Origin of the sequence: Plantactinospora sp. B6F1, assembly GCF_040120695.1 — a bacterium.
Lineage (GTDB): Bacteria > Actinomycetota > Actinomycetes > Mycobacteriales > Micromonosporaceae > Plantactinospora.
Window position 1 is genome coordinate 29,518 of the sequence record NZ_JBEEAC010000039.1, and the last position, 12,854, is coordinate 42,371.

At 73.8% G+C, this 12,854-nt stretch carries 11 protein-coding genes; 8 read left to right on the top strand and 3 right to left on the bottom strand.

What is annotated here, in order from left to right; genetic code table 11:
• The first annotated feature begins 61 nt into the window (after window positions 1–61).
• From ABNF97_RS30000 to hutH, 6 genes are all read left to right on the top strand, one after another.
• Complete coding sequence (locus ABNF97_RS30000) at window positions 62–943, top strand: SIS domain-containing protein (protein WP_130466254.1); 882 nt, start codon at window positions 62–64, stop codon at window positions 941–943.
• A 48-nt stretch (window positions 944–991) separates the two neighbouring features.
• Window positions 992–2,671: a urocanate hydratase gene (gene hutU, locus ABNF97_RS30005; RefSeq protein ID WP_349340583.1), complete on the top strand. Its 1,680-nt coding sequence runs from the start codon at window positions 992–994 to the stop codon at window positions 2,669–2,671.
• Between the two features lie 11 nt (window positions 2,672–2,682).
• Window positions 2,683–3,909: an allantoate amidohydrolase gene (locus ABNF97_RS30010; protein WP_349340584.1), complete on the top strand. Its 1,227-nt coding sequence runs from the start codon at window positions 2,683–2,685 to the stop codon at window positions 3,907–3,909.
• Window positions 3,906–5,249, top strand: a complete 1,344-nt coding sequence (locus tag ABNF97_RS30015; RefSeq protein WP_349340585.1) for a formimidoylglutamate deiminase — start codon at window positions 3,906–3,908, stop codon at window positions 5,247–5,249. The genes ABNF97_RS30010 and ABNF97_RS30015 overlap by 4 nt, the downstream gene beginning before the upstream one ends.
• Window positions 5,250–5,334: 85 nt before the next feature.
• On the top strand, window positions 5,335–6,507 hold the full coding sequence (gene hutI / locus ABNF97_RS30020; RefSeq protein ID WP_349340586.1) for an imidazolonepropionase: 1,173 nt from the start codon (window positions 5,335–5,337) through the stop codon (window positions 6,505–6,507).
• Window positions 6,504–8,045 carry a histidine ammonia-lyase gene (gene hutH / locus ABNF97_RS30025; protein WP_502930567.1) on the top strand — a complete coding sequence of 514 codons (1,542 nt, stop codon included), beginning with the start codon at window positions 6,504–6,506 and terminating at the stop codon, window positions 8,043–8,045. The genes hutI and hutH overlap by 4 nt, the downstream gene beginning before the upstream one ends.
• 92 nt (window positions 8,046–8,137) lie before the next feature.
• On the opposite strand, the gene ABNF97_RS30030 is transcribed toward hutH, so the two are convergent.
• On the bottom strand, window positions 8,138–9,205 hold the full coding sequence (locus ABNF97_RS30030; RefSeq protein WP_349340588.1) for a DMT family transporter: 1,068 nt from the start codon (window positions 9,203–9,205) through the stop codon (window positions 8,138–8,140).
• A 10-nt stretch (window positions 9,206–9,215) separates the two neighbouring features.
• Window positions 9,216–9,839, bottom strand: coding sequence for a mycothiol-dependent nitroreductase Rv2466c family protein (locus ABNF97_RS30035; protein ID WP_130464608.1), 624 nt, complete (start codon window positions 9,837–9,839; stop codon window positions 9,216–9,218).
• Window positions 9,840–9,950: 111 nt separating this feature from the next.
• Here ABNF97_RS30035 and pdxR point away from each other — a divergent pair, with 111 nt between their 5' ends.
• Window positions 9,951–11,381 (top strand): MocR-like pyridoxine biosynthesis transcription factor PdxR, encoded by a 1,431-nt coding sequence (gene pdxR / locus ABNF97_RS30040; protein WP_130464609.1) that lies wholly within the window; start codon window positions 9,951–9,953, stop codon window positions 11,379–11,381.
• A gap of 50 nt (window positions 11,382–11,431) precedes the next feature.
• Here pdxR and ABNF97_RS30045 read toward each other — a convergent pair whose 3' ends face one another.
• Entirely contained in the window at window positions 11,432–12,175 is a 744-nt protein-coding gene (locus tag ABNF97_RS30045) for a DUF6597 domain-containing transcriptional factor (protein WP_349340589.1), read from the bottom strand.
• A gap of 63 nt (window positions 12,176–12,238) precedes the next feature.
• On the opposite strand from ABNF97_RS30045, the gene ABNF97_RS30050 reads away from it, so the two are divergent.
• A complete protein-coding gene (locus tag ABNF97_RS30050) occupies window positions 12,239–12,820 on the top strand; it encodes a TIGR03086 family metal-binding protein (RefSeq protein ID WP_349340590.1) in 582 nt (193 codons plus the stop codon).
• Window positions 12,821–12,854 lie beyond the last annotated feature (34 nt).

The window sequence follows — 12,854 nt, forward strand, 5'->3', positions numbered from 1 at the left end:
TGTCCCATTGCCCGTTGAATGATTTTATGCATAGAGTCTTGCTGTGAATGACAGCGCTGTCATCGCGGCGCCGCCGACGGACCTCCCCGGCGCGCTTCCGGGCGATGTCCAGACTCGGGTGCTCGACCTGTTCCAGGGCATCCGGCTGACGCCGACCCAGCGACGGATCGCGCACAGCCTGGTCCAGCACGCCGCCTCCGCGGCCTACCTCTCCGCGGCCGAGGTCGCCGAGCTGGCCAAGGTCAGCCAGCCCTCGGTGACCCGGTTCGCCATGGCGCTGGGCTACGACGGCTATCCGGCGTTGCGCCGCCGGCTCCGGGAGATCACCGCCGCCGGCCCCGGCCGGCCCGACCCGGGCACGCCCGCCGGCAACGAGATGCAGCGGGCGATCCGCGCCGAGGCCGACAACCTGGATCGGCTCGCCGAGCAGCTCGTCGACCGGGCCGGGGTGACCGCCGCCGGTACGCTGCTGGCCGGCAGCCGCCCGCTGGTCGTACTCGGGCTGCGCGCCGCCGCCCCGCTGGCCGGATACTTCGCGTACTTCGCGGCGAAGGTGCACCCGGACGTACGGGTCCTCGACTCCGGCGGGACGCTGCTGACCGACCGGCTGGAGCAGGCTCGGGCGGCCGGGGCGAGCGCGCTGCTCGGCATCGTGCTGCCCCGTTACCCCCGGGAGTCGCTGGACGCGCTCCGGGACGCCCGCGACGCCGGGATGTCGGTGGTGGTGATCACCGACTCGGCGGTCAGCCCCGCCGCCGAGTACGCCGACATCGTGCTGCCGGCCGCGGTCGGCGCCCAGCTCGTCTTCGACCTGCACACCGCGCCGATGACGCTGTCCATGGTGCTGCTCCAGGCGATCTGCGACGCCGCACCGGCCGACGCCCAGCGCCGGCTGGAGGAGTTCGAGCAGTCCGCCGCCCGCCGCCAGTTGTTCGTCGGATAGCCACCGCCACCGATCCCACCGCAGGATCCCACCGCAGGAGGAGTTGAGATGCCCGAGCCGATCCGCGCCGCGCGCGGCACCACCCGGACCGCCGCCGGGTGGCCGCAGGAGGCGGCGCTGCGGATGCTGATGAACAATCTCGACCCGGAGGTGGCCGAACGCCCCGACGACCTGGTGGTCTACGGCGGGACCGGCCGGGCCGCCCGGGACTGGCCGTCGTACCACGCCCTGGTCCGGACCCTCCGCACGCTCGCCGACGACGAGACCATGCTGGTGCAGTCGGGTCGCCCGGTCGGGGTGCTACGGACCCACGAGTGGGCACCCCGGGTGCTTATCGCCAACTCCAACCTGGTCGGCGACTGGGCCAACTGGCCGGAGTTCCGCCGCCTCGAACGGCTCGGCCTGACCATGTATGGCCAGATGACCGCCGGCTCGTGGATCTACATCGGCACCCAGGGCATCCTCCAGGGCACCTACGAGACCTTCGCCGCCGTCGCCGCCAAGCTCGCCGCCGCCCGCGCCGACGGGCAGCAGTCGAGCGGCGGCTCGCTGGCCGGCACCCTGACCCTGACCGCCGGCTGCGGCGGGATGGGTGGGGCGCAGCCACTCGCGGTGACCATGAACGGCGGCGCCTGCCTGATCGTCGACGTCGACCCGGAACGGCTGGCCCGCCGGGTCGCCACCCGCTACCTCGACACCGTGGCCGGCTCACTGGACGAGGCGGTCGAGCAGGTGCTCGCCGCGAAGCGGGAACGGCGGGCGCTCTCGGCCGGGGTGGTCGGCAACGCCGCCACCGTCTTCCCCGAGCTGCTCCGCCGGGGCGTCGAGATCGACATCGTGACCGACCAGACCAGCGCGCACGACCCACTGTCGTACGTCCCGGAGGGGGTGGAGCTGGCCGACGCCGCCGAGCTGGCCCGGGCGAAGCCGGCCGAGTACACCGAGCGGGCCCGGGCCACCATGGTGAAGCACGTCGCCGCGATGGTCGGCTTCCTCGACGGCGGTGCCGAGGTCTTCGACTACGGAAACTCCATCCGGGGCGAGGCGCGGCTCGGCGGGTACGACCGGGCGTTCGCGTTCCCCGGCTTCGTACCGGCGTACATCCGGCCGCTGTTCAGCGAGGGTAAAGGTCCGTTCCGCTGGGCGGCGCTCAGCGGTGACCCGGCCGACATCGCCGCCACCGACCGGGCGGTGCTGGAACTCTTCCCGGAGAACGAGTCGCTGGCCCGGTGGATCCGGCTCGCCGGCGAGCGGGTCGCCTTCCAGGGCCTGCCGGCCCGGATCTGCTGGCTCGGTCACGGCGAGCGGGACCGGGCCGGGGTCCGGTTCAACGACATGGTCGCCAGCGGCGAGCTGACCGCCCCGGTCGTCATCGGCCGGGACCACCTGGACGCCGGCTCCGTCGCCTCCCCCTACCGGGAGACCGAGGCGATGGCCGACGGCTCCGACGCGATCGCCGACTGGCCGCTGCTGAACGCGCTGGTCAACACCGCCAGCGGCGCCTCCTGGGTGAGCATCCACCACGGCGGCGGGGTCGGCATCGGCCGCTCCATCCACGCCGGTCAGGTCTGCGTCGCCGACGGCACCCCGCTGGCCGGGCAGAAGATCGAGCGGGTGCTGAGCAACGACCCGGCGACCGGGGTGCTCCGGCACGTCGACGCCGGCTATCCGGAGGCGCTCGCCGCCGCCGCCCGCGGCAACCTCCGCATCCCCACGGCCGAAGTGTAAGGAAGGGCCCCTTGTCATCGGATTCTGGTGTAGAAGGCCCCCCTCCTTTCCCGCAGCTCTGGGCGGAGATCGCGCCGATCGGACGCGATCCGGGAACCGGTGGCTATCTCCGGTACGGCTTCACCGAGCCGGTACGGGAGCTGGAGCGGTGGTTCCGGGGCGTCGCCGAGGCCGACGGGGCGCACGCGATCGAGGCGGACGGCAACGGCAACCTGATCGCCTGGTACGGGCCGCCGCCCGAGCGGGGTGACGCCGTACTGCTCGGCAGCCACTTCGACTCCGTCCCGTACGGCGGCGGATACGACGGCCCGCTCGGCATCGTCAGCGCCCTGCTGGCGGTCCGGGCACTCCAACGGGAGGGTCGCCAGTTCCGCCGTCCGGTCGGGGTGGTGGCGTTCGCCGAGGAGGAGGGTTCGCGGTTCGGCGTACCCTGTCTCGGCTCCCGGCTGCTCACCGGGGCGCTCGATCCGGAGCGGGCGGCGGCGCTGACCGACGCCGACGGCGTCACCCTGGCCGAGGCGCTGGGCAGCCGGCCGGCGGGAGCCCGACCGGAGCTGCTGGGCCGGGTCGGCGCCTTCGTCGAGCTGCACATCGAGCAGGGCCGGGCCCTGGTCGACCTCGGCGCACCGGTCGGGGTGGCCAGCGGGATCTGGCCGCACGGCCGCTGGCGGCTGGACTTCACCGGCGAGGCCAACCACGCCGGCACGACCCGGATGACCGACCGGCGTGACCCGATGCTCAGCTACGCCTTCGCCGTGCTCGCCGCGAACAAGGAGGCCCGGCTGCGCGGCGCGCACGCCACGATCGGCCGGGTCGAGGTGGAACCGAACGCCACCAACGCGGTCCCGGCCCGGGTCCGCGGCTGGCTGGACGCCCGGGCCGCCGACGCCGGCACCCTGGAGGCACTGGTCGAGGGGGTACGGGCCAAGGCCGCCGACCGGGCCATCCGGGACGGTACCAGCCTGTCCGTCACCCGGGAGTCGTTCAGCCCACCGGTCGAGTTCGACGGCGGACTGGTCGAGGTGTTCCGCCAGGTGCTGGCCGACGGCGTACCGGTGCTGCCGACCGCCGCCGGGCACGACGCCGGGATCCTGGCCGAACACGTGCCGACCGCGATGCTCTTCGTGCGGAACCCGACCGGGGTGTCGCACTCCCCCGCCGAGGCGGCCACCGACGACGACTGTGTCGAGGGCGTACGCCGGCTGGCCGACCTGCTCGACCACCTGGCCGCCGGATGATCGGCACCGATCCGGCGCGCTACCACGCCGAGTACGCCTGGCTGCCGGACCGTCCGGAGCCCGACGCCGACGTGCTGATCGAGGTGGTCGACGACCGTTTCGGCACGGTCACTGCCGGGGTGCCGGTGCCGCCGCCGGACGCCCGGCGGCTGCCCGGACTGACCCTGCCGGGGCTGGCCAACGCCCACTCGCACGCGTTCCATCGGGCACTGCGCGGGCGCGGCCAGGGCGGCCGGGGCGACTTCTGGGACTGGCGCCGGCAGATGTACGAGGTCGCCGACCGGCTCGACCCGGAGCGGTACCTGGCGCTGGCCCGGGCCACGTATGCCGAGATGGCGCTCGCCGGGATCACCTGCGTCGGCGAGTTCCACTACCTGCATCACGCCCCGGAGGGCGTCCGGTACGCCGATCCGAACGTGATGAAGGCGGCACTGGTCGAGGCCGCCGCCCAGGCCGGGATCCGGCTCACCCTGCTGGACACCTGTTACCTGACCGCCACCGTGGACGGTGCGCCGCTGGCCGGCCCGCAACTGCGGTTCGGTGACGGCGACGCGGCGGGCTGGGCGCGGCGGGCCGGCGCGTTCACCCCGGCCGGCACGCATGCCCTGGTCGGTGCCGCGATCCACTCGGTCCGGGCGGTACCCGCCGACCAGCTCGCCGAGGTGGCCGGCTGGGCCCGCGAGCGCGCCGCACCGCTGCACCTGCACCTGTCGGAGCAGCCGGCCGAGAACGAGGCGTGCCTGGCGTACCACGGGAAGGGCCCGACCGCGCTGCTGGCCGAGGCCGACGTGCTCGGCCCGGCCACCACGGCGGTGCACGCCACGCATCTGACCGAGAGCGACGTCCGGGCGCTCGGGATCAGCGGTACCGGGATCTGCGCCTGCCCGACCACCGAGCGGGACCTGGCCGACGGAGTGGGGCCGATCCGGGAGCTGGCCGACGAGGGCAGCCCGATCGGCCTCGGCAGCGACAGCCACGCCGTGCTCGACCTCTTCGAGGAGGCCCGGGCGGTGGAGCTGAACCTGCGGCTTGCCACCCTGGCCCGGGGGCACTTCACCCCGGTCGAGTTGCTGCGCGCCGCGACCGAGGACGGGCACGCCACGCTGGGCTGGCCGGACGCCGGCCGGCTGGAGCGCGGCGACCGGGCCGACCTGGTCACCATCCGGCTGGACAGCGCCCGGACCGCCGGGGTGCCGCCGGCCGGGGTCTTCTTCGCGGCCGGCGCCGTCGACGTGACCGACGTGCTGGCCGACGGCCGGGCGGTGGTCCGGGAGGGCCGGCACGTCCGGTTCGACGTGCCGGCCGAGCTGGCGGCCGCGATCGCGGCGGTGACCCGATGAACCCGTTGACCGCGGGCGGCGACGCCGCGAGCCCGCTGATCACGAGCGGCGACGCCGCGAACCCGCTGACCGGGATGGTGACCCCGTGAACCTGTTGGTCGACAACATCGGCGAGTTGGTCACCAACACCGGGATCGGCGAGGGCGGGCCGCTCGGCATCCGCCGCAAGGCCGCGCTGCTGGTCGAGGAGGGCGAGGTGGCCTGGATCGGCCCGGCCCGGTACGCCCCGGCAGCCGACCGGCGGATCGACGCCGACGGCGCCGCGGTGCTGCCCGGATTCGTGGACAGCCACGCCCACCTGGTCTTCGCCGGTGACCGGGCCGCCGAGTTCGCCGCCCGGATGGCCGGCGAGCCGTACACCGGGGGCGGCATCCGGACCACCGTCGCCGCCACCCGGGCCGCCGACGACGACCTCCTCCGGGACACCGTCGGGCGGCTGCGCGCCGAGGCGGTCCGGCAGGGCACCACCACGATCGAGATCAAGAGTGGGTACGGCCTCACCGTCGCCGACGAGGCCCGCTCGTTGCGGATCGCCGCCGAGTTCACCGCCGAGACCACGTTCCTCGGTGCCCACGTGGTGCCGCCGGAGTACGCGGACCGGCCGGACGACTACGTCGGACTGGTCTGCGGGCCGATGCTCCGGGCCGCGTTGCCGTACGCGAAGTGGATCGACGTCTTCTGCGAGCGGGGGGCCTTCGACGCCGACCACGCGCGGGCGATCCTCACCGTCGGGCAGGCCGCCGGACTGGGCGTCCGGGTGCACGCCAACCAGCTCGGCCCCGGGCCGGGGATACAGCTCGGGGTGGAGCTGGGCGCGGCAAGTGTCGACCACTGCACCCACCTGTCCGATATCGACGTCGAGATGCTGGCGATGTCGGAGACGGTGGCGACGCTGCTGCCCGGGGCGGAGTTCTCCACCCGGTCGCCGTACCCGGACGGCCGGCGACTGCTCGACGCGGGGGTGACCGTGGCGCTGGCGACGGACTGCAACCCCGGGTCGTCGTACACCTCGTCGATGCCGTTCTGCATCGCGCTCGCGGTCCGGGAGATGGGCATGACCCCGGCGGAGGCGGTCTGGGCGGCCACCGCCGGTGGCGCCCGGGCGCTGCGCCGCGCTGACGCCGGAGTACTCCGGCCGGGCGTACCGGCCGACCTGAGCATCCTCGACGCCCCCTCCTACCTGCACCTGGCCTACCGGCCGGGGGTTCCACTGATCAGCCAGGTCCTGCACAACGGAGTGCCGCAATGTCAACCATGACCCGACCCGTCGTCGTCCAGCCCACCGGTGTCTCCCCGGCCGACGTGCTGGCGGTGGCCCGGGGCGACGCCACCGTCGTCCTTGATCCGTCCACCCTGGACGCCATGGCGGCCAGCCGGGCGATCGTGGACCGGATCGAGCAGACCGGACGCCCGGTCTACGGCGTCTCGACCGGGTTCGGCGCCCTCGCCAACACCTTCGTCGCGCCGCAGCGGCGGGCCGAGTTGCAGCACGCGCTGATCCGCTCGCACGCCGCCGGGGTGGGCGCCCCGATGCCCCGCGAGGTGGTCCGGGCGATGATGCTGCTGCGGATCCGCTCGCTGGCACTCGGCCACTCCGGGGTACGCCCCGAGCTGGCCCGAGGGCTCGCCGACCTGCTCAACGCCGACATCACCCCGTGGGTGCCGGAACACGGCTCGCTCGGCGCCTCCGGCGACCTCGCCCCACTGGCGCACTGCGCGCTGGTGCTGCTCGGCGAGGGCTGGGTGCTCGGCCCGGACGGCGAGCGGCAGGACGCGGCGGCGGCGCTGCGGGCGGCCGGGCTGCGCCCGGTGACGCTCGCCGCCAAGGAGGGGCTGGCGCTGGTCAACGGCACCGACGGGATGCTCGGGATGCTGCTGCTGGCGATCGTCGACGCGCGTCACCTCCTCACTATGGCGGACGTGACGGCGGCGCTCGCCATCGAGGCGATGCTCGGTTCGGATCGGCCGTTCCTGCCGGAGCTGCACGCGATCCGTCCGCATCCGGGGCAGGGGATCTCGGCGGCCAACATCCACCGACTGCTCCAGGGGTCGTCCATCATGGACTCACATCGGGACGACCTGTCCCACGCCGTCCAGGACGCGTACTCGATGCGTTGCGCCCCGCAGGTCGCCGGGGCTGCCCGGGACACCCTCGCCTTCGTCGAGCAGGTCGCCGGCCGGGAACTGCGCTCGGTGGTGGACAACCCGGTGGTGCTGCCGGACGGCAGGGTCGAGTCGACCGGCAACTTCCACGGCGCCCCGCTCGGCTTCGCCGCCGACTACCTGGCCATCGCCGCCGGCGAGGTCGGGGCGATCGCCGAGCGCCGGGTCGACCGGCTGCTCGACGTCACCCGCTCCCGGGACCTGCCGGCGTTCCTCTCCCCCGACGCCGGGGTCAACTCCGGGCTGATGATCGCCCAGTACACCGCCGCCGGCATCGTCGCGGAGAACCGGCGACTCGCCGCACCCGCCTCGGTCGATTCGCTGCCGACCAGCGGCATGCAGGAGGACCACGTCTCGATGGGCTGGGCGGCAACCAAGAAGCTGCGTACGGTGCTGGAGAACCTGACCAGCGTGCTCGCGGTCGAGCTGATCGCCGGGGTACGCGGGTTGCAGTTGCGGGCCCCGCTCGCCCCGTCCCCGGCCGGCCGGGCGGCGGTGGCGGCGCTGCGGGACGTGCTCGGCGAGCCGGGGCCGGACATCTTCCTCGCCCCTGCGATGGAGGCGGCCCGCGCGGTGGTCGCCGGTCCGGAGTTGCGCGCGGCGATCGAGAAAGAGGTCGGACCCCTGGGGTAGACCCTCCGGCATGGGTTACCCGACGACGTTCACGGGCCGGGTCGACATCTCGCCACCGCTCAACCCGGCCGATGTCGACCCGGCGGACGGACCTACGTTCGCTCCGGTCGAGGGCTGAGGCCGACCGCGACGCCGTCCACCGCCACCGCGCCGACCAGCTCCGATGACCCTGTCGCGGGCGTGCCCGGCGCGGTGAACCGGCGCGACCCGGTGGTCGCCGCGGCCGGCACGGTGGTCGCCGCGGCCGGAGCGGTAGCAGCTCCGGCCGGCGCGGTGGGCGCGGCCGGCGCGGTGGGCGTGGCCGGAGTGTTCGATCCGCGTCTGGTCGCCAGCACCGAGCCGCCGAGGATCAGGGTGAACGCGGCGACGACCGGGACGGTGAACGGCTCGTCGAGCACCAGCACCCCCGCCGTGACCGCCACCGCCGGGTTCACGTACGTGAAGACCAGCGCCCGGCTGGCGCCGACCTCGCGGATCAGCGCGGCGAAGACGACGAACGCCACCGCCGTACAGACCACGGCCAACCCGGCGAGGGCGGCCAGGACCCGGCCGGTGGGCAGCGTCGCCGGCCAGGCCAACGCGGCCGGGACGGTGTACACCAGCGCGGCCCCGCCGAGGCAGACGGCGGTCAACGGCAGCACCGGTACGTCGGCCAGTCGCCGCGCCAGGATCATCGGGGCGATCGCGTAGCAGACGGCGACGAGCAGCACCTCGGCGATCGAGCGCAGGTCTCCACCGCGCAGCCCGGGCGCGGCCAGCACCACCACCCCGGCGAGCCCGAGACCCAGACCCGCCAAGCGCGGTCCGCCGAGCCGCTCGACGTCACCGGCGAGCCGCCCGACCAACACGGCGATGATCGGCGAAGCGGCGATCAGCAGACCCGTCATCGAACTGCTGAGCTGCCGTTCGGCGTCGGCCAGCAGCCACCACGGGATCATGATCTCAAGCGCCGCGAAGGCGGCCAGCGGTCGCCAGTGCCGGCGTAGTTTCCCGACTCCCCGCAGGGCCAGCGGCAGCAGCACGACGGCACCGACCGCCGTCCGGACGAAGACCAGCACCGGCACCGGAATGCCGCCCTCGACCGCCACCTTGATCAACAGATATGGGATGCCCCAGATGACACTCATCGAGGCGAACAGCAGCCAACCGCGCTTCGTCACCGTACTCTCCTCAGTGGAATTCCGGATCCCGGTTGCGGGTCCGCTTGAGTTCGAAGAAGCCGTCCGTCCCGGCCACCAGCAGCACACCGTCCCAGAGCCGGCCGGCCGCCGCGCCGCGCGGGATCGGCGTCACCACCGGCCCGAAGAACGCGATCGGCCGGCCGTCCGGCCCGGGTACGTGAACCACCGGCGTGCCGACCTCCTCCCCGACCGGCTCCATCCCGGCCAGGTGGCTACGCCGGAGTTCCTCGTCGTACTCGGTCGAGTCGGCGGCGTCGGCGAGTTCGACCCCGAGGCCGACCTCGGCGAGTGCGGCGACGTACAGGTCCCGCCCGATCGGCACCCGATCGTGATGGTGCCGGGTGCCGAGCGCGGTGTAGAGCGGACCCAGCACCTCCGCGCCGTACTTGCGCTCGGCGGCGATCGCCACCCGGACCGGGCCCCACCCGATCTCGAAGAGGTCCCGGTACCGCTGCGGCAGATCGGTCCGGCCCTCGTTGAGGACAGACAGGCTCATCACGTGGAACCGCACCTCGATCTCCCGCACCTGTTGCACCTCCAGCAGCCAGCGGGAGGTGATCCAGGCCCACGGGCAGATCGGGTCGAACCACATGTCGACGGGGGTCGGCGTCATCGGAGGTTTTCCCTTCGGAGGTTCTTCCACTGCCACCTGTGACGTTAGGTGAGATATTGGCACCATGTAAGCTCCAATTCTCAGCAACTTGATTGGGCCAATCGAGGAGACATGGAACTCCATATCCGGCTGACCGGCCGGGGCGACCTGACGACCCAGATCTACCGGCAGTTGCGGGAGGCCGTGCTCGACGCGCGGCTGCGGCCCGGGGAGCGGCTGCCGCCCACCCGCGAGTTGGCGGAGCGGCTCGGCGTCGCCCGCAACACGGTGGCGACGGCGTACGACCGGCTCACCTCGGAGGGCTTCCTGGTCGGCCGGGTCGGCTCCGGGACGTACGTCGGTGACCGTCGGCTGATCGGCGAGGCGCGCCCCCGGACCGCCCCGGTCGGCCGAGGTGTCCGCCCCCGTCCCGTCTGGGACTCCGTCCCGGAGGTCCCCCGGGCCGGCACCCTGAGGTACGACTTCCGGGTCGGCGCCCCCGACCCGGCGCTGTTCCCCCTGGAGGTCTGGCGCCGGCTCGTCACCCGCCAGCTGCGGGCCGCGACCGTCCGGTGCCCGGCCAACACCGAGCCGGCCGGACACCCCGGGCTGCGCGCGGCGCTCGCCCGACACCTCGGCGTCTCCCGGTCGGTGCGGGCCGGCACCGGCGACGTCCTGGTCACCCAGGGCGCTCAGCAGGCGCTCGACCTGGTCGGTCGGGTACTGATCGAGCCGGGTGACCGGGTGGCGGTGGAGGAACCGGGCTATCCACCGGCACGCCGCCTGTTCCAGACCCACGGCGCCCGGGTGAGCGGGGTGCCGGTCGACGCGGAAGGGCTCGTCGTCGCCGCGCTGCCGGCCGACAGCCGGCTGATCTACGTCACCCCGTCCCACCAGTTCCCGCTCGGCGTACCGATGTCGCTGGCCCGCCGCACCGCCCTGCTGGACTGGGCGGAGCGGCACGGCGCGGTGGTGGTCGAGGACGACTACGACAGCGAGTACCGGTTCGCCGGCCGCCCGCTGGAACCGCTGCAGAGCCTCGACCGACGCGGCCGGGTGATCTACGTCGGGTCGTTCTCCAAGACCCTGCTGCCGATGCTGCGGGTCGGGTTCCTGGTCTCGCCGGCCTCGCTACGACCCGCGCTGCGCACCGCGCGGCAGCTCAGCGACTGGCACGGCGACCTGACCACCCAGGGCGCGCTGGCCGAATTCATCGACGAGGGACTGCTGGCCCGGCACATCCGCCGGACCAGCCGGGAGTACGCCGCGCGCCACCGACGCATCCTCGCCGCGCTGGCCACACACCTCGGCGAGCGGCTCCACCCGGTGCCCTCGGCCGCCGGCCTTCACCTCGCCGCCCGGCTCGCGCCCGGCAGCACCGATGACCTCTGCGCGGTGGCGGCACGGGCCCGCGAGACCGGCGTCGCGGTGGAGAGCCTGGCCAGCTACTGCGGCGAGCGGCCCGGACAGGCCGGCCTGGTCATCGGGTACGGCGGCATCGCGCTGGCCGACATCGACGAGGGGATCCACCGCCTCGCCGCCGCCTTCGGCCCGGAACCGTAGCCGGGGGTGGCCGGTCCGGGGGCGGCGGAACACCGGCCGGCCCCCGCCATTCAGTACCGCTCGGCGTACCGGGTCGGCGGCTCGCCGAACATCTTCCGGAAGTCCCGGGTGAAGTGCGCCTGGTCGGCGTAGCCGAGTTCGGCGGCGAGCACGGCCCAGTCGACCGGTTCACCCCGGCCGAGCCGCTCGGTCACCTCGCGCAGCCGGTAGCGCCGGATCACCCACTTCGGCCCGATGCCGACGTACTCGGCGAACAGCCGTTGCAACCCGCGTACGCCCAGGCCGAGGTCGTCGGCGAGCGCGTCCACCCGGTTGAGGCCCGGACTGTCGGCGATCCTCGCGACGATCGCGGCCACCTCCTCCGCCCGGGGGTCGGGCTCGGGCAGGCGGCGGCGCAGGTAGTCCTCCACCGTCGGCAGGTCGAGCGGATCGGGCAGGGCGCCCGGGAAGACCTCCGCCGCGTCGATCGACCGGTCGGTGATCGTCGAGACGGGCGCGCCCAGGAACGGCCGGAAGCAGCCCGGCCGGAACGCCACCCCGAAGATCCCGTCGACGCCGGCCAGGATCCTGACCTGGTGTCCGCTGCTGACGCCGGTCACGATCCCGCGACCGCCACGGAACGTCAGGTGCACGTTCGGATACGGCACGATCAGCTGGCGGTACGGCTCGGCGTACTCCCAGGAGACGATCCAGTAGCGCTCGACGTACCGGGCGAGGTCGGCCGAGGGGGCCGCGAAGGCGTGTCGCTGGTGTCTGGTCCACGCCCCGCCGAGCTCGCGTACGTCCCTGGTCACGCCCGCCAGATTATGTCGCGTTCGTTCAAGACGGCCGTCCCACCTCGTGATTTGCTTGCCGACATGGCTGATGCACAGTTGGTGGCCCGGGCGGCCACACCGCTCGTCGAGATCATCCGGGACATCACACCCGACCAGCTCGACAACCCCACCCCGTGTGCCGAGTACGACGTTCGAAAGCTGGTCAACCACCTGCTGTTCTGGGGTCCGTCGCTGGAGGGTGCCGGGCGGAAGGAGACCGTACCGCCGCCGGCCGGCAGCGAGGCGGAGCTGGACCTGACCGGCGGCGACTGGGCGGCCGAGCTGACGGCCGGGGTGCAGCGGATCGCCGACACCTGGGCCGAGCCGGGCGCCTGGACCGGCACCACGCACATGGGCGGCCCGACCGAGCTGCCGGCCGCGCTGGTCGGCGGGATGATCGTGACCGAACTGGTGGTGCACGCCTGGGACCTGGCGCGGGCGACCGGCCAGCAGCCGAGGTGGGACGACGAGCTGCTCGGCTACGTGCACGACGAGGTGGTGAAGACCGCCGAGCAGGGCCGGCAGATGGGCGTCTACGGGCCCGAGGTCGAGGTGCCGGCCACCGCGCCGACCCTGGACCGGATCCTCGGCGTCGTCGGCCGCGACCCCGGCTGGAGCCGCTGACCCGGCAACCGGCACCGAACCCGCTGTGCCGGCG

What these genes read in the sequence shown, in the direction of transcription:
- hutU (WP_349340583.1), top strand. Translation starts at nt 992, where the DNA reads ATGCCCGAGCCGATCCGCGCCGCGCGCGGCACCACCCGGACCGCCGCC.
- ABNF97_RS30015 (WP_349340585.1), top strand. Translation starts at nt 3,906, where the DNA reads ATGATCGGCACCGATCCGGCGCGCTACCACGCCGAGTACGCCTGGCTG.
- hutH (WP_502930567.1), top strand. Translation starts at nt 6,504, where the DNA reads ATGACCCGACCCGTCGTCGTCCAGCCCACCGGTGTCTCCCCGGCCGAC.
- ABNF97_RS30035 (WP_130464608.1), bottom strand. Translation starts at nt 9,839, where the DNA reads ATGACGCCGACCCCCGTCGACATGTGGTTCGACCCGATCTGCCCGTGG.
- pdxR (WP_130464609.1), top strand. Translation starts at nt 9,951, where the DNA reads ATGGAACTCCATATCCGGCTGACCGGCCGGGGCGACCTGACGACCCAG.
- ABNF97_RS30050 (WP_349340590.1), top strand. Translation starts at nt 12,239, where the DNA reads ATGGCTGATGCACAGTTGGTGGCCCGGGCGGCCACACCGCTCGTCGAG.